The organism is Rhodococcus aetherivorans (assembly GCF_025722975.1).
GTDB classification, from domain to species: domain Bacteria; phylum Actinomycetota; class Actinomycetes; order Mycobacteriales; family Mycobacteriaceae; genus Rhodococcus; species Rhodococcus aetherivorans.
Window position 1 is genome coordinate 2,239,418 of sequence record NZ_CP106982.1, and the last position, 21,497, is coordinate 2,260,914.

The window sequence follows — 21,497 nt, forward strand, 5'->3', positions numbered from 1 at the left end:
CGCATGGACGTCGCGATCAAGATCTTCCTCATCCTGCACTTCATCGGCCTCGCCGGGATCATCGGCTCCTGGCTCGCCGTGATCAAGGAACCGCGCGTGGTGGCCGGCATGCTGCACGGCGCGATCCTGCAGGTGGTGACCGGTCTCGCACTGGTCGGGCTCAACGAGGCGAACGACGCCGACCTGAACCACATGAAGATCGGTATCAAGCTCGTCGTCGCCGTCGTCATCCTCGTCCTCGCGATCGTCGGCATGAAGAAGGAACGGCAGAACCCGGGCTCGACCGCCGCCCTCGCACACGCGGCCGGTGCTCTCGGTGTCCTCAACGTCGTCATCGCCGTGCTGTGGTGACGGCTCCGACACCCCCGGCAGCGAAGATGAAGCCGACCTTACCGACCCTGTAGATTGGTCCGGTGCGCAAGTCACGCGGCCGGAAGGCGACCGGCGAGTAACCTGCTCGGGCAGCTCCGCGCCGACAGGCGGGGGGATCGTTGTCCCGGCGGGTCTCGCGGCGTTCGCGCCGTTGTCCGCCGTGTAACGCTCCTCCCCTGAACTGCAGATATACCTGAGCACGGTGCTCGCCCGGGCCACCGGGCGCGACGGTCGGGCCTGCGTCCGACGGTGAGAGAGAGGTTGGGGTTTGGACTCGCTGGGTGTCGGCGGATCGGGTGCGACGAACACGAACGCGGCGAACGTGCCGGACGGTGCCTTCCCCCTCTCCCCGGCGCAGCTCGGGATGTGGTTCGCGCAACACGTCGATCCTTCCGTGCCCGCGAACATCGCCCAGTACGTCGAGCTCGTCGGCGACCTCGATGTCGACCTGCTCCGGGAGTCCAGCGCCCGCGCCGCCCTCGAGATGGGGTCCGGCTTCCTGCGCTTCCTCGAGGTCGACGCGCAGCCCTACCAGCTGGTCGATCCCAGCCTCGAGGCGCCGCTCGGGTTCGTCGACCTGCGGGCGGCGGAGAACCCTCGCGAGGCCGCGCTCGAATGGATGCGCGCCGACCGCAGCGCGCCGGTCGACGTGCTCAAGGACCGGCTCATCGTGGCCACCGTCCTGCAGATCGGCGAGCGCCGCTACTTCTGGTACAACCGCGTCCACCACCTCGCCCTGGACGGTTTCGGTGCCGCCACCTTCATGACGCGCATCGCGGAGCTCTACACCGCCGCCGTCGAAGGCGCCGAGCCCAGCCCCAACAAGGCCTCGGACGTGCGCACCGTGTACGAGGCCGAGATCGCGTACCGGAACTCACCCCGGTTCCACACCGACCGCGAGTACTGGTCGACGGTCATCGAGGGCATCGAGGAACCCACCAGCCTGGCCGGCCGCACCGCCCCGCCGGCCCCCGTCAGCCGGATCGACAGCGCCGCCCTCGGCGACCGCGTCGAGCGGCTCGTCGACAGCTTCACCGAACGCGAGAACACCAGCCTCGCGACCGCGGTCATCGCCGCCTTCGCCGCCTACATGGCCCAGATGACCGGCCGCACCGACGTCGTGCTCAGCCTGCCCGTCGCCGCGCGGACCACCGCGGTGCTGCGCCGGTCCGGCAGCATGGTCTCCAACGTGGTGCCGTTGCGGCTCGACGTGGACTCCGGCACCACCGTGCGGCAGCTCGTGGAGGCGGCCACCGCCGCGGTCTCCGGTGCGCTGCGGCACCAGCGGTACCGCCACGAGGACATCGTCCGCGACGCCGGCAACGCGGCCGGCGGCCGTTCGACGTTCTTCGGGCCGTGGATCAACATCATGCTGTTCGACAACGAGGTCCGCCTCGGCGACATGGTGGGACGGATCAACATCCTGTCCACCGGTCTCATCGAGGACCTCGGCGTCAACGTCTACAAGAGCGGCGGCACGCACACCCACATCGACTTCGAGTCCAACCCCAACCTCTACGGCGCGCAGGAGTCCCGTGCGCACCACTCCCGGTTCGTGGAGTTCTTCGACCGGTTCGTCGCCTCCGATCCCGACCGGCGCGTCTGGGACCTGCCCCTCGGAACGGGCACCGAGACCGCCCAGGTGCTCACCGAGTGGAACCGCACCGAGCACCCCCTCGACCACCGCACGCTGCTGGAGGCGTTCGAGGAGCAGGTGGCGCGCACACCGGACGCCCCGGCCCTCGTGTACGAGGGCGAGAGCCTGACGTACGCCGAGTTCGACGCCCGCGCGAACGCGCTCGCGCGGCTGCTCGTCGCCCGCGGCGTGGGACCCGAGTCCCTGGTCGGGCTGTCGGTGCGGCGCTCCCTGGAACTGCTCGTCGGCATGTACGCGATCGTCAAGGCCGGCGGCGCCTGGGTGCCGATCGACCCGGACCATCCCGCGGACCGGACCGCCTACATCCTCGAGACGGCCCGGCCCGTCTGCGTGGTCACGACCGCGCGCGACGAGGTGGACCTGCCTGCCGGCCTCGACGTGGTCGAGATCGACCGCCTCGACCTCACCGGCCTGGACACGCGCCCGCTCGCCGACGCCGACCGGCTCGCGCCGGTGCGCCTCGACACCACCGCCTACGTCATCTTCACCTCCGGCTCCACGGGGCGGCCCAAGGGCGTCGCCGTCACCCACCGGGCGATCGACAACCAGATCCGATGGATGAACGACCAGTACGCGCTGTCGGCGTCCGACGTGTACCTGCAGAAGACCGCGACGACGTTCGACGTGTCGCTGTGGGGCTTCTTCATGCCGCTGCGCGTCGGTGCGACCCTGGTCGTCGCCACCCCGGACGGCCACCGCGACCCGATGTACGTGGCCGACAAGATCGCCGAGCACGGCGTCACCGTCACCGACTTCGTCCCGTCGATGCTCACCGTGTTCGTCGCCAATGCCCGCCCCGGCTCGTGCGACACGCTGCGGCACGTGTTCGTGATCGGCGAGGCCCTGCCGGCGGAGACGGCCGCGGCGTTCGCCCAGTTGTGCAACGCGCAGCTGCACAACCTCTACGGACCCACCGAGGCCGCGGTCTCGATCACCTACCACCGCGCCGGACCCGAGGACGTGACCACCGTCCCGATCGGCGTGCCGCAGTGGAACAGCCGCGCCTACGTCCTCGACCACCGGCTGCGCCCTGTGCCGCCCGGCCGGCCCGGCGAGCTGTATCTCGCCGGTGTCCAGCTCGCGCGCGGTTACCTGAGCCGCCCCGACCTCACCGCCGACCGGTTCCTCGCCGATCCGTTCGGTGCGCCCGGCGACCGGATGTACCGCACCGGCGACCTCGTGCTGTGGCGCCTCGGCGCGGACGGTGGCGGATACCTCGACTACATCGGCCGCACCGACTTCCAGGTCAAGTTCCGCGGCCAGCGGATCGAGCTGGGCGAGATCGAGACGGTCCTGCTCGCCGCCCCGGAGGTGTCGCAGGCCGTCGTGCTCGTGGTGCCCACGGCGACGGGCGACCAGCTCGTCGGCTACCTCGTCGCCGCCCCCGGGCACGCGATCGACACCGAGGCGCTGACCGAGGCGCTCGGGCGGGCGCTCCCGTCGTACATGGTGCCGGCCTCGCTGATGGTGCTCGAGGCGTTCCCGCTCAACACCAGCGGCAAGCTCGACCGCAAGGCCCTGCCCGAGCCGGTGTTCAACAGCGCCCGCATGTTCCGGGCGCCGCGCACCGCCGCCGAACGGATCGTGGCCGAGACGTTCTCCGAGGTGCTCGGGGTCGCCGAGGTGGGCCTCGACGACGACTTCTTCGAACTCGGTGGCAACTCGCTCGTCGCCACTCAGCTGGTGTCCCGGATCGGCTCCGCACTCGACACCCAGGTGCCGGTGCGGGTGCTGTTCGAGTCGTCCACCGTCGTGGGTCTCGCCGCCCGGGTGGCGCGCCAGTCCGGGTCCGGGGCCCGCCGGCCGCTCGTGGCGGGCTCGCGGCCGGACGTGCTGCCGCTCTCGACGGCGCAGCAGCGGATCTGGTTCCTCAACCGGTTCGACGTCGGCACCGCCGCCTACAACCTGCCCTTCACGGTGCGGCTGACCGGTCCGCTCGATCCCGCTGCCCTCGACGCCGCCTTCGGCGACGTCGTCGCCCGGCACGAGACGCTGCGCACCGTCTACCCGGCGGTCGACGGCGAACCGCAGCAGGTGATCCTGCCGGTCGAACACGTCGACAGCCGTGTGCCCGTCCTCGACGTCGCCGCGTCCGATCTGCTCGCCCGGGTCGTGGCGCTGGCCGAGCGCGGATTCGACGTCACCGTCGACCTGCCGTTCCGGATCGCGCTGTATCGCCTGGCGGACGACGAGTTCGTCCTGGCGATGGTGCTGCACCACATCGCCGCGGACGGATCGTCCTTCGAGCCGCTCGTGCGCGACATCGTGGCCGCGTACGCGGCGCGGGCCGCCGGCTCCGAACCGGCCTGGTCCCCGCTGCCGGTGCAGTACGCCGACTACGCGCTGTGGCAGCGCGATGTGCTCGGTCTCGAATCCGACCCGGACTCGATCTCTGCGCAGCAGATCGCCTACTGGACCCGCGAACTCGAGGGCATCCCGGATCAGCTCGACCTGCCCGCGGACCGGCCCCGCCCGGCGGTCGCCTCCTACCGGGGCGGCAAGCGCCGCTTCGGGATCTCGCCCGAGACCCACCGGGGGCTGGCCGAGGTGGCCCGCTCGCATCAGGCGTCGCTGTTCATGGTGATGCACTCCGCCTACGCCGTGCTCCTGTCGAGGCTGAGCGGATCCGACGACATCACCGTCGGCAGCGTCGTCGCCGGCCGCGGCGATCGTCTCCTCGACGACCTGATCGGCATGTTCGTCAACACGCTGGTGCTGCGCACCCGGGTCGATCCGGGGGCGCGCTTCGAGGAACTCCTCGACCGGGTCCGCGACTCCGACCTGAGCGCCTTCTCCAACGCGGACGTCCCGTTCGAGCGGCTCGTGGAGGTCCTCAAGCCGCCCCGTTCCACGGCCCGTCACCCGCTGTTCCAGGCCGCGCTCGCCGTGGAATCTCCGGGCACGCGCGACATCTCGTTCTCCGGCGTGCGCGCCACCGCGGCCGAGCTGGACGTACCGATCGCGAAGTTCGACCTGCAGCTGTGGCTCGTCGAGCGCACCGACGACGCGGGCCGCCCGGCCGGTGTCGACGCCGTGTTCGAGTACGCGACCGACCTGTTCGACGCCGACACCGTCGACGTCTTCGGGCAGCGTTTCGTGCGGATCCTCGAGGCGATCGTCGCCGACGCTGCCACGCCCGTCGGTGACATCGACATCCTTGCGCCCGAGGAGTCGGCGCGGCTCGCCTCGGTCCGTGGTCCCGGGCTCCACCGCAGCGAGCGGCCGCTCGTCGAGTTGCTCACGGCCGGTGCGGATCTCGCTCCCGACACGGTCGCCGTCCGGTGCGGCGACTCCGCTCTCACCTACCGCGAGCTCGACGAGTGGTCCAATCGTCTCGCGCGCGTCCTCATCGACAGTGGCGTCGGTCCCGAAACAATTGTGGCACTGGCATTCCCGCGTTCGGCGGAGATGGTGCACTGCGTGTGGGCCGTAGCCAAGACCGGCGCCGCGTACGTGCCGATCGATCCCGCGCACCCGATCGAGCGCATCCGGCACATCGTCGGGGACTCCGGCGCCGTGCTCGGCCTGACCACCGCCGGGCACCGGCCGGGGCTGCCCGCGGACTTCGACTGGAACGCCCTGGACGACGCCGAGACCGTCGCGGCGATCGCGCGGGCGTCCGCCGCGCCCGTCCGCGACGCGGACCGGCTCGCCTCGCTGCGCCTGGACCACGTCGCGTACATGATCTACACCTCGGGCTCGACGGGCCTGCCGAAGGGCGTCGCCGTGACCCACCACGGGCTCGCCGCGCTGGTCCAGGAGAGCGTCGAACTCTACGGCGTCACCGACCGGTCCCGGGTGCTGCACGTGTGCGCGCCCAGCTTCGACCCGTCGGTGCTCGAGTGGCTGATGGCCGGCGCCTCCGGCGCCGAGCTCGTGGTGACCCCCGCGAACGTGCTGGGCGGCACCGAACTGCACGACCTGATCAAGGCGCACGGGGTGACCCACGCCGTCATCACTCCCGCCGTGCTCGGTTCGGTCGACCCCCGCGACCTCGACACGTTGCGCGTCCTCAACGTCGGCGGCGACGTCTCCACCGGCGACCTGGTCGCCCGCTGGTCTCCGGGCCGCCGCTACTTCAATGCGTACGGCCCCACCGAGACCACGATCGTCACCACCCGTGGCGAACTGCGCCCCGGGGAGCCCATCACCATCGGCACGCCCGTCGCCGGCGTCGGTGCCCTGGTGCTCGACCCGCGTCTGCACCCCGTCCCGGTCGGCGTGTCCGGCGAGCTGTACCTGACCGGGGACGCCCTCGCCCGTGGCTACCACCGGCGACCGGCGCTGACGGCGGACCGCTTCGTCGCCTCCCCGTTCGGCGCGCCGGGCGAGCGCATGTACCGCACCGGGGACGTCGTGCGGTGGGACGACGAGGGCCGGCTGGTGTACGCCGGACGGACCGACTTCCAGGTCAAGGTCCGCGGTTACCGCATCGAGCTCGGTGAGATCGACGCCGCCTTCCTGTCCCACCCCGCCGTCGACTTCGCCACCACGATCGGGCACGAGACGCCCTCGGGCCAGACCACTCTCGTCACCTATGTCCACGGCGAGGCCGGCCTCGACAGCGACGAACTCACCGAGTACGTCGCCGGATTCCTGCCGTCCTACATGGTCCCCTCGGTGTGCGTCGTCCTCGACATCGTCCCCCTCACCCCGAACGGGAAGGTGGACCGCAAGGCACTGCCCGAGCCGGTGTTCGAGGCGCGGACCTTCCGCGCCCCCACCACGCCGATCGAGGAGATCGTCGCGGGCACGTTCGAGGACGTCCTCGGTATCGACCGCGTCGGACTGGACGACGACTTCTTCGAACTCGGCGGCAACTCGCTCGTCGCGACACAACTCGTGTCCCGGCTCGGCGCGGCCCTCGACACCCAGGTGCCCGTGCGCCTGCTGTTCGAGGCGTCGACCGTCGTCGCGCTGGCCGCGCGGGTCGAACACCGGGCCGGCGCCGGTCGTCGCATCCCGCTCGTGGCCCGGCCGCGCCCCGACCGGATCCCACTGTCCCTGGCCCAGCAGCGCATGTGGTTCCTCAACCGATTCGAGCCCGAGTCGGCCACCTACAACCTGCCCTTCGCCCTGCGGCTGTCCGGTGAGCTCGACATCACCGCGCTGCAGGTCGCGATCATGGACGTCATCGACCGGCACGAGTCGCTTCGCACCGTCTACCCGGAAGGGCCGGACGGGCCGATGCAGGTCGTCACGGACGCCGCCACTGCGGTGCCCAACCTGACGCCCACGTTGATCACGGAAGAGGATCTGCAGCAGGAGATCTCGGCGCTGGCATCCACCGGGTTCGACGTGACCCGCGAAGTGCCCATCCGGGCCCACCTGTTCGAGATCGGCCCGACCGAGCACGTGCTCGCGATCGTCATGCACCACATCTCCGCCGACGGCTGGTCGATGGGACCGGTCGCGCGCGACGTCATGGCCGCCTACGCCGCGCGCATCGAGTGGGAGCGCCCCGCGTGGCCGCCGCTGCCGGTGCAGTACGCGGACTACACGCTGTGGCAGCACGAACTGCTCGGCTCCGAGGGCGACCCGGAGTCGTTGATCGCCGATCAGCTCGCGTACTGGCGCAACACCCTCGCCGGGCTGCCCGACCAGCTCGACCTGCCGTCGGACCGGCCCCGGCCGGCACGGCAGTCGTTCCGCGGCGGGACCGAACGATTCGTCGTGTCCTCCGAGATCCACTCCGCGCTCGACGAGGTCGCGCGCCGGCAGGGCACCACCCTGTTCATGGTGGTGCACGCGGCGCTGTCGGTGCTGCTGGCGCGGTTGTCGGGCACCGACGACATCGCCATCGGCACCCCGGTGGCCGGCCGCGGCGAGCAGGAACTCGACAACGTGGTCGGCATGTTCGTCAACACCCTGGTGCTGCGCACCCAGGTGGACCCGAACCGGCCGTTCACCGAGCAGCTCGCCCGGGCCCGCGAGGCGGCGCTCGGGGCGTTCGCGCACGCGGACGTGCCGTTCGAGCGGCTGGTGGAGGTGCTCAATCCCGCCCGGTCGACGGCGCGGCATCCGCTGTTCCAGGTCATGCTGGCCTTCCAGAATCTCGGATCGACCCACGTGGAGCTGCCCCGTCTCGTCCTGGAGACGCAGGCCATCGATACCTCGGTGGCGAAGTTCGACCTGCAGCTGACGCTGTCCGAGTCCTCGGACGACGGCCGCGCCGACGGGCTCGTCGCCGAGATCACCTATGCGACGGATTTGTTCGATGCGTCGACGGTGGCGGGGTTCGCGGCGCGGTTCGTGCGGGTGCTCGAGGAGGTGGTGGCGGATCCGTCGGTGGCGGTGGGCGACCTGGAGATCCTCGAGCCGGTGGAGCGGTCGCGGGTGCTCGAGGTGTGGAACGACACGGCACTTCCGGTGCCGTCGGTGACGTTGGTGGGGTTGTTCGAGGAGCGGGTGCGCCGGTCGCCGGAGGCGGTGGCGGTGGTGTTCGGGGACGAGTCGTTGACGTACGGCGAGTTCGCCGGGCGGGTGCGCCGGTTGGCGCGGCATCTGGTGTCGGTGGGGGTGGGGCCGGAGTCGCTGGTGGGGTTGGCGATGCGCCGGTCGGTGGATCTGCTGGTGGGGATGTACGCGATCGTGGAGGCCGGGGGCGGGTATGTGCCGGTGGATCCGGATCAGCCGGCGGAGCGCAACGGCTACATCCTCGAGGTGGCGGAACCGGTGGTGGTGCTGACCACGACGCGGGACGGGTTCGAGGCGCCGGCGGAGTCGTCGGTGCGTGTGCTGGCGGTCGACGCGGTGGACGTCGCGGCGCTGTCGGATGCGCCGTTGACCGATGCGGACCGGACGGCGCCGTTGCGGCCGTCGAACACGGCGTATGTGATCTTCACGTCGGGGTCGACGGGCCGGCCCAAGGGCGTGGGCGTCTCGCATGCGGCGATCGTCAATCGTCTGGTGTGGATGCAGGGGCGGTACGGGCTGACCGCCGAGGATGTGGTGTTGCAGAAGACGCCGTTCACGTTCGATGTGTCGGTGTGGGAGTTCTTCTGGCCGTTGCAGGTCGGGGCGCGGCTGGTGGTGGCGGCGCCGGACGGCCATCGTGACCCGGGGTATCTCGCTGCGGTCATGCGCGCACGGTCGGTGACGGTCGCGCACTTCGTGCCGTCGATGCTGGCGGTGTTCGTCGCGGAGTCCGCGGTCGGCGGGATCTCGTCGTTGCGGTACGTCTTCGCGTCGGGTGAGGCCCTCGCCGCCGCCGTCGCCGCCCGGGTGCGGTCGGTGCTGCCGGGTGTGAGCGTGCACAACCTGTACGGGCCGACCGAGGCCGCGGTGGACGTGACGTTCCACGAGGTGACCGACGCGGACGTGGTGTCGGTGCCGATCGGTGCGCCGGTGTGGAACACGCGGGTGTTTGTGCTCGACGCCCGGCTGCGCCCGGTCCCGGTGGGGGTGGCCGGGGAGCTGTACCTGGCGGGGGTGCAGCTGGCCCGCGGCTACGTCGGTCGGGCGGACCTGACGGCCGACCGGTTCGTCGCGTCGCCGTTCGGCGCGCCCGGGGAGCGGTTGTACCGCACGGGCGACCTGGTGACGTGGACCGAGGGCGGGGAACTCGAGTACATCGGGCGCACGGACTTCCAGGTCAAGCTGCGCGGCCTGCGCATCGAGCTGGGCGAGATCGAGGCGGCGCTGCTGCACGTGCCGGCGGTGGAGCAGGCAGTGGTACTGGTCCGGTCGGATCAGCTGGTGGGGTACGTCGTGCCGGCCGCCGGTGCCGTGTTCGACGAGGGCGCGGCCCGGTCGGCGGTGGGGCAGATGCTCCCGTCGTACATGGTGCCGTCGGCGTTCGTGGAACTGGACGCGCTGCCGCTGAACGCGTCGGGCAAGCTGGACCGTAAGGCGTTGCCGGAGCCGGTGTTCGAGGTCAAGGCGTTCCGGGCCGCGACGACTCCGGTGGAGGAGATCGTGGCGGGTGTGTTCGCCGAGGTGCTCGGTCTCGACCGGGTGGGCCTCGACGACGACTTCTTCGCCCTCGGCGGCAACTCGCTGATCGCCACGCAGGTGGTCTCGCGGATCGGTGCGGCGCTCGATGCGTCGGTGCCGCTGCGGCTGCTGTTCGAGAACTCGACCGTCGAGACGTTGGCCGCCCGGATCGACGGTCACGACGGCCCGGCGCGACGGGCCCCGCTGGTGCCGCAGCCCCGGCCCGAGCGGGTGCCGCTGTCGCTGGCCCAGCAGCGCATGTGGTTCCTCAACCGGTTCGATCCCGACTCGACGGCGAACAACATCCCCGTCGCCGTCCGCATGTCCGGCCGGCTCGACGTCCCGGCGCTCGAGGAAGCGGTGTGTGACGTCCTCGCCCGCCACGAGTCGCTGCGCACCGTCTACCCCGACCTCGACGGGTACGGCTACCAGAAGGTGCTCGCCCCGTCCGAGGTTCGCGTCTCGCTCGAGCCCGTGCGGATCGAGCCGGCGCAGCTCCCCGGCGAGCTGCGGGCGCTGGCGGCCACCCACTTCGACGTGTCCACCGACGTCCCGATCGTCGTGCGCCTGCTGTGCCTGAGTCCCGAGGAGCACGTGCTCGTCGCGGTCATGCACCATATCGCCGGCGACGGCTTCTCGATGGGGCCGCTCACCCGCGACATCATGGTCGCCTACGCGGCCCGGTCGCTCGGCAACGAGCCCGCCTGGGAGCCGCTGGAGATCCAGTACGCCGACTACACCCTGTGGCAGCGCGACGTGCTCGGCTCCGAGGGCGACCCGGACTCCGTCGTCACCCGTCAGCTCGAGTACTGGAAGCAGGCGCTCGACGGATTGCCGGACGGGCTCGACCTGCCGACCGACCGGCCGCGGCCCGCGGTCGCGACGAATCGTGGTGCGACACATCGCCTCACCATCGACGAGTCGCTGCACGCCGCGCTCGGCCGGCTCGCCGGGGAACAGCGCGCGACGGTGTTCATGGTGGTCCACGCGACCCTGGCGCTGCTGCTGGCCCGCCTCGGCACGTCCCGGGACATCGCCGTCGGCACCCCGGTGGCCGGCCGCGGGGAACGCTCGCTCGACAATCTGATCGGCATGTTCGTCAACACCCTGGTGCTGCGCACCGAGGTGGACACGGCCGACACCTTCGCCGAACTGCTCGCCCGGGTGCGCGAGGTCGACCTCGGGGCCTTCGCGCACGCCGAGGTGCCGTTCGAGCGTCTCGTGGACGTGCTCGCGCCGGAACGCACCCAGGCCCGGACTCCGCTGTTCCAGGTCATGCTGGCGTTCCAGAACATCGGCGACGTGGCCCTGGAACTGCCGGGGCTGTCCGTCGCGCAGCTGCCCCTCGACGCGGGCGTGTCGAAGTTCGACCTCATGGTCACGATCCTCGAGGGTCAGGCGGCCGGCACCGACGCGGGCGACCTCGCCGTCGAGATCTCCTACGCCACCGACCTGTTCGACGCCCCGACCGTGGCCGCCGTCGGCGACCGGTTCGTCCGGCTGCTGCGGCTGGTGACCGAGCAGCCCGACGTGCCGGTCGGCGACCTGCCGATGCTGCCGGGCGCGGAACTCGACGCGGTCGAGCAGCTCGCGCGGGGGCCCCGCCGCACGCTCGACTGCGGGGCCACGCTGGTCGATCTCCTCGCCCAGCAGGCGGCCCGCACCCCCGACGCCGTGGCGATCGAGTCGGGTGAGTCGGCGCTGACCTACCGCGAGTTCGGCTCCCGGGTCAACGCGCTGGCGCGGTATCTCGTCGCGCGCGGCGCGGGACCGGACACGGTGGTCGCGGTGGCCGCCGGCCGCTCCACGGAGATGCTCGTGGCGATCCACGCGGTCCTCGCCGCCGGGGCCGCTTACGTCCCGCTCGACCCGGACCAGCCGGCGGACCGGATCACGTACGTCCTCGAATCCGCCTCGCCCGTCCTGGTTCTCACCAGGTCCGGGCGGGACCACCTGCCCGGTGCGGACGCGGTGCCGGTCGTGGCGCTCGACGAGGCCGACACCGCGCCGTACGGCGACGCGCCGCTGACCGACGCCGACCGGCTCGCGCCGCTGCGGCCGCAGCATCTCGCGTACGTGCTCTACACGTCCGGCTCCACCGGTCGGCCGAAGGGCGTGGCCGTGCCGCACGCCGCCGTGGTCAACCAGTTGCTGTGGATGCGGGACCGGTTCGGCCCGACGGCCGGCGACGTCCTGCTGCTCAAGACCCCCGCCACCTTCGACGCCTCGGTGTGGGAGATCTTCCTGCCCCCGCTGGTGGGGGCGCGGATCGTGGTGGGTGCGCCCGACCTGCACCGCGACCCCGCCGGAATGGCGGCGGCGATCGCGCGTCACGCCGTCACGGTGGCCCAGTTCGTGCCCGCCGTCTTCGACGCGGTCCTCGAACACCTCGACCGGACGACCGCCGCGTCCCTGACCCAGGTCTTCTGCGGCGGCGAGAGCCTTCCGGCCGAAACCGTCGCACGGTTCCGCGCACTGAACGACGCGCCCGTCCACAACCTGTACGGACCCACCGAGACGACGATCCAGACCGTCCACCGCACGGCGGGTGCCGACGACGCCGGGGCGGTGCCGATCGGTACGCCGGTGTGGAACACCGACGCGCTCGTGCTCGACGAACGGTTGCACCCCGTGCCCGTCGGCGTCGCCGGCGAGCTCTATCTCACCGGTGTCCAGCTGGCCCGCGGCTATCACGGCCGCGCGGATCTGACGGCCGAGCGGTTCGTCGCGAACCCCTGGGCCGCCGGCGAGCGGATGTACCGCACCGGCGACCTCGCGCGGTGGACCGCCGCGGGCGAGCTCGACTACCTGGGCCGCACGGACCTGCAGGTCAAGCTACGCGGGCTGCGCATCGAACTCGGGGAGGTCGAGTCGCAGCTCGCCGCCCTCGACGAGGTGCGCCAGGCCGTCGCCGTGGTGCGCGAGGACCCGCGCTTCGGGCCGCAGCTGGTCGGCTACGTCGTCCCCGAGCCGGGTGCGGAGTTCGATCCCGCGAAGGCGAAGGACGCGCTCGCGGCCACGCTGCCGTCGTACATGGTGCCCTCCGCGTTCGTCGCACTGGACGCTTTCCCGCTGAACGCCAGCGGCAAGATCGACCGGCGCGCGCTGCCGGCCCCCACCTTCGAGGTGCGCACCTTCACCCCGCCGCGGACCCCGGTCGAGGAGATCGTCGCGGGCGTGTTCGCCCAGGTACTGGGCGTGCCGCGGGTCGGCCGCGACGACGACTTCTTCGACCTCGGCGGCAACTCGCTCGTCGCGACGCAGGTCGCGGCCCGCCTCAGCGAGGCGCTCGACGCGTCGATCCCGGTGCGGGCCCTGTTCGATGCCCCGACCGTCGAGGCCCTCGCGGTGCGGGCCGAGCAGGAGGCCGGCGCCGGCCGCCGCACGCCGCTGGTCCCGTACGAGCGGCCCGAGCGCATCCCGCTCTCGCCGGCGCAGCAGCGCATGTGGTTCCTCAACCGCTTCGACCCCGAGTCGGCGGTGAACAACGTGCCGATCGGCGTGCGCTTCACCGGCGCCCTCGACGTGCCCGCGCTGCGCGGGGCGATACGGGACCTGACCGAGCGCCACGAGGTGCTGCGCACCGTCTACCCCGACGTGGACGGCACCGGCTACCAGCAGATCCTGCCGGAGTCCCCGGTGCGGCTCGTGATCGAACGCATCGACGCGCAGGCCCTGCCGGACCGCGCCCGCGAACTGGTGACGCGCGGATTCGACGTCACCACCGAGGTGCCCTTCCGCGCGGTGGTCTTCGAGCTGAGCCGGACCGAGCATGTGCTGCTGTTCGTCGCCCATCACATCGCCACGGACGGGTTCTCGGTGCGTCCGCTCGCCCGCGACGTGATGGTCGCCTACGCGGCCCGCACCCGCGGTGAGCTGCCCGGCTGGGCACCGCTCGAGATCCAGTACGCGGACTACGCCCTGTGGCAGCGCGACGTGCTCGGCTCCGAGGACGAACCGGGATCCGTGGCCGCCGAGCAGGTGGAGTTCTGGAAGCGCACCCTCGCCGCCCTGCCCGACCAGCTCGACCTGCCCTCCGATCGTGTCCGTCCCGAGCGGGCCTCCGGGCACGGCCGCACCAGCCGCTTCCGCGTCGAGGAGGCGCTCCACGACCGCCTGCAGAACCTCGCGCACGAGAAGAACACGTCGCTGTTCATGGTCGTGCACGCGGCGCTCGCGGTGCTGCTGGCCCGGTTGTCCGCGACCGAGGACATCGCGATCGGCACGCCGGTCGCCGGCCGCGGCGAGGCCGCCCTCGACGACCTCGTCGGCATGTTCGTCAACACCCTCGTCCTGCGCACCGACGTGCGGGGCGGGCAGTCCTTCGCGGACCTGCTGAGCGCGGTGCGCGAGAACGACCTCGATGCCTTCGCGCACGCGGACGTGCCGTTCGAACGGCTGGTGGAGATCCTCGATCCGGAACGCTCCCAGGCCCGGCACCCGCTGTTCCAGGTGGCGCTGACCTTCCAGAACATCGGACAGGCCGAGTTCGAACTCGACGGCCTCGCTCTGGAGGCGCTCGACTACGACCCGCCCACGGCGAAGTTCGATCTGCAGTTCACCTTCTCGGAGCAGGTGGCCCCGGACGGCTCGGCCGCCGGCATCGATGCCGCCGTGACCTACGCCACCGACCTGTTCGACGAGCTGCGGGTCGCCGCGTTCGCCGAGCAGCTGCTGCGGATCCTGCGGGCCGTGGCGGCCGACGCGTCGGTCGCGGTCGGTGACATCGAGATCGTCGACGAGTTCGAGCGCGAGCTCGTGGTCTCCCGGTGGAACTCGCTGGGCGACGACGTCGCCCCGGCGGACGTGACGCTGGTGGACATGTTCGAGGCGCGCGTCGCCGCCGCACCCGGCGACATCGCGGTGCGGTTCGGCGACGAGGCGCTCACCTACGCCGAGTTCGCCTCCCGGGCGCGGCGACTGGCCCGGCACCTGATCTCCGTGGGTGTGGGTCCGGAGTCGCTCGTGGCGGTCGCGCTGCCGCGGTCACTGGATCTGGTGGTCGCGCTCGTCGCGGTGCTCGAGGCCGGCGGCGGGTATCTGCCGGTGGACCCGAACTACCCGGCCGACCGGATCGAGTTCATGCTCACCGACGCCGCGCCGGCCGCGGTGCTCACCCTCTCCGGCACGGGGGTCGACGTGCCCACCGCGGTGCCGGTGGTCGAGCTCGACACCGTCGACCTGTCGGGGGTGGACGACGCGCCGATCCGCGACGAGGAGCGCACCGCGCCGCTCGACGCCACGAACCTCGCGTACGTCATCTACACCTCCGGGTCCACGGGCCGGCCGAAGGGCGTGCTGATCCCGCACCGGAACGTGGTGCGGCTGATGGTCAACACCGAGTCGGTCTATGGTTTCGGCCCGTCGGACGTGTGGACGATGTTCCACTCGTACGCGTTCGACTTCTCGGTGTGGGAGCTGTGGGGTCCGCTGCTGTACGGCGGCACCCTCGTCGTCGTGGACTGGTTCACCTCGCGCTCGCCGGAGGCGTTCCGCGAGTTGCTCGTTCGCGAGGGTGTGACGGTGCTGAATCAGACGCCGTCGGCGTTCTACCAGCTCGCCGAGGCGGACCGCACGGCCGGCGGGACCGGTGGCGAGCTGGCCCTGCGGTACGTGATCTTCGGTGGTGAGGCGCTCGAGCCGCGCCGCCTGGAGGGCTGGTTCGCCCGGCACGGGGACACCTCGCCGCGGCTGGTGAACATGTACGGCATCACCGAGACCACGGTGCACGTGTCGTACCGGGAGATCGGTGCGGACCTGGCCGAGGCCGGTTCGGCGAGCATCGTGGGCGTGCCGATCGCGGGCCTGCGGGTCTACGTCCTCGACACCCGTCTCAACCCCGTCCCGGTGGGCGTGGCCGGTGAGATGTACGTCGGCGGCGGGCAGCTGGCCCGCGGATACCTGGGCCGTCCGGACCTGTCCGCGGCCCGGTTCGTGGCCGATCCGTTCTCCGCCGACGGCGGATTGCTCTATCGCACCGGCGATGTGGCGCGCTGGGCGGTCTCGGGTGACCTCGAGTACCTCGGCCGCGCGGACGACCAGGTCAAGATCCGTGGCTTCCGGATCGAGCTCGGCGAGGTCGAGTCGGCCGTGCTGGCCCAGCAGCCGGTCGGGCAGGCCGCGGTGATCGTGCGCGAGGACGCCCCCGGGGCGGCGCGGATCGTCGCGTACGTGGTGCCGGCGGACGGCGCGACCGTCGACGTCGAGGAACTGCGCGCCGGGGTGGGCGCGCTGGTGCCGGAGTACATGGTGCCGTCGGCGTTCGTGGTGATCGACGCGATTCCGTTGACGGTCAACGGCAAGCTCGACCGCCGGGCGCTGCCGGAACCGGTGTTCGAGACCCGGGTCTTCCGGGCGCCGTCGACCCCGGTCGAGGAGATCGTCGCCGGCACGTTCGCCGAGGTGCTCGGCGTCGAGCGGGTGGGTGCGGACGACGACTTCTTCGAGCTCGGCGGCAACTCGCTGATCGCCACGCAGGTCGTCTCGCGGCTCGGGGCGGCGCTCGACACGCAGGTTCCGGTGCGGACCCTGTTCGAGGCGTCGACCGTCGCCGCGCTCGCGGCGCGGGTCGAGCAGGACGCCACCGGCGGCGGCCGGGTGCCGCTGACGGCGCGGACGCGTCCGGAACGCATCCCGCTCTCGCCGGCGCAGCAGCGCATGTGGTTCCTCAACCGCTTCGACCCGGAGTCGACGGCCTACAACATCCCGATGGCCCTGCGGCTGACCGGTGACCTCGACGTCGCCGCGCTGCGCGCCGCCGTGGCCGACCTGGTGGCCCGCCACGAGACGCTGCGGACCGTGTACCCGGAGACGAACTCCGGTCCGGTGCAGGAGATCCGGCCCGCCACCGCGGTGCCGATCGGTCTCGAGCCGGTCGACGTCCCGGCGGCCGAGCTGGAGTCGCGGCTGCGCGCACTCGCGTCGACCGGCTTCGACGTCACCCGCGAGATCCCGCTGCGGATCGCGCTGTTGCGCCTCGCGCCCGCCGAATACGTCCTGGTCACCGTGGTGCACCACATCGCCGCCGACGGCTCGTCGATGGTCCCGATGGCCCGCGACGTGATGACCGCGTACGCCGCCCGGGCCGCCGGCACCGAACCGGCGTGGGCGCCGCTCGAGCTGCAGTACGCGGACTACGCGCTGTGGCAGCGGGAACTGCTCGGCTCCGAGGACGACCCCGAGTCGCTCGCCGCCCGGCAGCTCGACCACTGGCGGACCGCGCTCGCCGACCTGCCGGACCAGCTCGACCTGCCCACCGACCGGCCGCGTCCGGCGCAGCAGTCGTTCCGCGGCGACCGGGTCGAGTTCACCGTGGACGCGGACGTGCACGCCGCGTTGCGCGATCTCGCCCGCGCCCGCAACGCGACCGTGTTCATGGCGATGCACGCCGCGTTCGCCACGCTGCTCGCCCGCCTGTCCGGATCCGCCGACATCGCGGTGGGCACGCCCATCGCCGGCCGCGGCGAGGCCGCCGTCGAGAACCTGATCGGCATGTTCGTCAACACGCTGGTCTTCCGGCTCTCCGTCGACGGCGGCCGCTCGTTCGACGAACTGCTCGCGGCGGCCCGCGAAACCGACCTGCAGGCGTTCGCGCATGCGGACGTGCCGTTCGAGCGGCTCGTGGAGGTGCTCAACCCGGCTCGCTCGACCGCGCGGCACCCGTTGTTCCAGGTGGGCTTCTCGTTCCAGAACCAGCAGCGCACCGCACTGGAACTGGCGGGCCTGACCGTCGCGCCGATCGACCTCGAGGGCGGCACGTCGCAGTTCGACCTGCACCTGATCGTCAGCGACCGGTACGACGAGCAGGGCGCCCCGTCGGGGATGGACGCGATCCTGACGTTCGCCACCGACCTGTTCGACGAGTCCACCGCCCGTGCCGTGGCCGAGCGCTTCCAGCAGTTGCTCCGTGCACTCGTGCAGGCGCCGGACGTGCCGGTGGGTGACCACCCGTTGCTGCTCGCGCGCGAACAGCACGACGTCCTGACGGCGTGGAACGACACCGTCCACGAGACCGGCACGGCCGCAACGCTCGTCGACCTGTTCGACGAGCAGGTGCGCCGGGATCCCGGCGCGGTCGCACTGGTGTACGAGGGCGTTGCCGTCACGTACGGCGAGTTCGGCGCCCGAGTCCACCGCCTCGCCCGGCACCTGATCGCCCTGGGCGTGGGCCCGGAGGATCGGGTGGCGCTCGTCGCGCGACGGTCGCCGGAACTCGTGGTCGGCATGTACGCGATCGCCACGGCCGGCGCCGCGTATGTGCCCCTCGATCCGGATCAGCCGGCCGAGCGCAACGCCTACATCCTCGACACCGCCGCCCCCACCTGTGTGGTCACGGTCGCGGCGGACCGGTTCGACGTGCCCGGCGTGCCGGTGGTCGAACTCGACCGCGTGGACCTGTCCGGGCTGCCGGACGCGCCGGTGACGGCGGCGGAGCGCCGCGCGCCGCTGCGCGCCGCGAACACCGCGTACGTGATCTTCACGTCCGGGTCGACGGGCCGGCCCAAGGGGGTGGCGGTTCCGCACTCCGCCGTCGTCAACCAGATGCTGTGGAAGCGGGACGCGTTCGACCTCGGACCGGACGACGCGGTGCTGCTCAAGACCGTCGCCACGTTCGACCTGTCGGTGTGGGAGTTCTGGTCGGCGCTCACCTCCGGCGCGCGCCTGGTGATCGCCACCGCCGACGGGCACCGCGATCCCGACTACCTGCTGCGGCTGCTGCGCGACGAGCGCGTCACCACGCTGCACTCGGTGCCGTCGATGCTCTCGATGCTCATGACCGCCGCAGGCGGGGAGGTCGCATCGTCGCTGCGCCGCGTGCTCGCCATCGGCGAGGCGCTGCCGGCGGCCACCGCGCAGCAGTTCCGCGCGGACAACGCGGCGGTCCTGTTCAACCTGTACGGGCCGACCGAGGCCGCCGTGTCCGTCACCGTGCACGAGACCGACGACGCCGACACCACGGTCGTGCCGATCGGTGTGCCCGAGTGGAACACCCGGGTCCACGTGCTCGACGCGCGCCTGCGTCCGGTGCCGGTCGGGGTCGCCGGCGAGCTGTACCTGGCCGGTGCCCAGCTGGCGCGCGGCTACCACGGCCGTCCCGACCTGACCGCCGACCGGTTCGTCGCCGACCCGTTCGGCGGGGGCCGGATGTACCGCACGGGCGACATCGTGCACTGGAACCGCGGCGGCGAACTGGTCTACCGCGACCGCGCCGACTTCCAGGTCAAGGTGCGCGGCTACCGCATCGAACTCGGTGAGATCGAGTCGGTGCTGCGCGCCCGCGCCGAGGTGCGGGACGTCGCCGTCCTCGTCCGCAACGACCCGCACGTCGGAGATCGGCTGGTGGCCTACGTGGTTCCGGCCGGTGGTGCCGAACTCGACGCCGCCGCGACGAAGACCGCGCTGGCGCAGGCGCTTCCGTCGTACATGGTGCCGTCGGTGTTCGTCGTCCTCGAGGCACTGCCGCTGAACACCAACGGCAAGCTCGACCGCAGGGCACTGCCCGAACCGGAGTTCGAGGCCGGGCAGTTCCGGGCCCCCACCACCCCGGTGGAGGAGATCGTCGCCGGCATCCTCGCCGAGGTTCTCGGCATCGAACGCGCCGGCCTCGACGACGACTTCTTCGAGCTCGGCGGCAACTCCCTGCTCGCGACGCAGCTGGCCTCCCGGCTCGGCGCCGCGCTCGACACCCGGGTGTCGGTGCGGACCGTGTTCGAGGCGTCGACCGTCGCGGCGCTGGCGGGGCGGATCCAGCCGTCCGTCGGCCGCGGCGCCCGGCCGCCGCTGGTGCCGGAGCCGCGGCCCGACCGGGTTCCGCTCTCGCTCGCGCAGCAGCGGATGTGGACCCTCAACCAGGTGGATCCGGGATCGGGGGCCTACAACATCCCCGTCGCGGTGCGGCTCAGCGGCTCCCTCGACGTCGACGCGTTGCGCGCCGCCGTCGCCGACGTGATCGCCCGGCACGAGGTGCTGCGCACGGTGTACCCGGACACGGAGGACGGCCCGGTCCAGGTGGTGCTCCCGACGGCGCAGGCGCTGCCGGACCTGTCCCCGGTGCCCGTGCCCGAGAGCGAGATCGTCGACCGGCTCACCGGCGTCCTCGGCGCCGGCTTCGACGTGACGGCACCGACCCCGCCGGTGCGGGCGCGATTGTTCCGCGTCGCCGACGACGAGCACGTGCTCGCCCTGGTGGCCCACCACATCAGCGCCGACGGCTACTCGATGCGGCCGCTCGTGCGCGACGTGATGGTCGCGTACGCCGCCCGCGCCGAGGCCCAGGTGCCCGGATGGGCGGAGCTGCCGGTCCAGTACGCCGACTACACGCTGTGGCAGCAGCGGGTGCTCGGCGACCCGGACGACCCGGACAGCGAGCTGTCCCGCCAGCTCGGGTACTGGACCGCCGAGCTGGCCGGCAGCCCCGAGCTGCTCGCGCTGCCGACCGATCGGCCGCGGCCGGCGCGGCAGTCGACCCAGGGCGACGCGGTGGCGTTCACCATCGGTGAGGCGCTCGCGCAGCGCATCGAGAAGACCGCCCGCGAACACAACGCGACGGTGTTCATGGTCGTGCACGCCGCCCTCGCGGTGCTCCTGTCGCGGCTCGCGTCCGCCGAGGACGTCGCGGTCGGTACCCCGACCGCCGGCCGCGCCGAGGAAGCTCTCGACGACCTGGTGGGCATGTTCGTCAACACGCTGGTGCTGCGCACCCGCGTGGCCGGCGGGGACACGTTTGCCGACCTGCTCGCCCAGGCGAAGGAGAAGGACCTGGCGGCGTTCGGCAACGCCGACGTGCCGTTCGAGCGGCTCGTCGACGCCGTCGGCCGTAAGCGGTCGAGCTCGTACACGCCGCTGTTCCAGGTGATGCTCACGTTCCAGAACATCGAGACCGGAACGCTGGAGCTGCCCGGACTGGCGGTCACCCCGCTCGAGGCGGGTGCCCATCAGGCGAAGTTCGACCTGCAGTGCACCTTCGTCGAGCAGTTCGCGCCCGGCGGTGGCCTCGGCGGCCTCGACGTGATCTTCACCTACGCGACCGCGCTGTTCGACCGGGAGACGGTCGAGCTGTTCGCCGAGCGGTTCACCCGCGTCCTGGACGCGGTGACGTCGGACCCCCAGGTGCGGCTGCGCGCGATCGACATCCTCACCGAGGCCGAACGGGCCCGCGTGGCCGCGCCGCGCAAGCCCCGGACCGTGGCGGACCTGCCGGACCTGGTCGCCGCCGCCGCCGAGACCGCCCCCGACACGGTGGCGCTCAGCCACGGCGGCCGGGACGTCACCTTCGGGGAGTTCGCGCAGAAACTGGCCGCGACGGCGACCGCGACGGGCGGGGCACTCACCGCGGAGGCGCTCGTGCCCGTGGTGTTGAACACCCTCATCCCCGGCGTCCTGCCCGCGCTGGGCGCCGACGGGTTCGCCGAACTGGTCCGATCCGTGCTCGCGGCGGCCGACGAGATCACCGGTAGGGGGCTCTGACCTGGGCGCTTCGTTTGCTGTCGGTCCGACCGGGATAATCGAACATCGACTGTCGTCCGACCCCGTG

The 21,497-nt window shown here is 72.0% G+C and carries 2 protein-coding genes; both read left to right on the top strand.

The features are described from left to right. The first annotated feature begins 3 nt into the window (after positions 1 to 3). A complete protein-coding gene (locus OCS65_RS10405; protein ID WP_006939718.1) occupies positions 4 to 351 on the top strand; it encodes a hypothetical protein in 348 nt (115 codons plus the stop codon). A gap of 289 nt (positions 352 to 640) precedes the next feature. Next, on the top strand, positions 641 to 21,430 hold the full coding sequence (locus OCS65_RS10410) for a non-ribosomal peptide synthase/polyketide synthase (protein WP_263510136.1): 20,790 nt from the start codon (positions 641 to 643) through the stop codon (positions 21,428 to 21,430). Positions 21,431 to 21,497 lie beyond the last annotated feature (67 nt).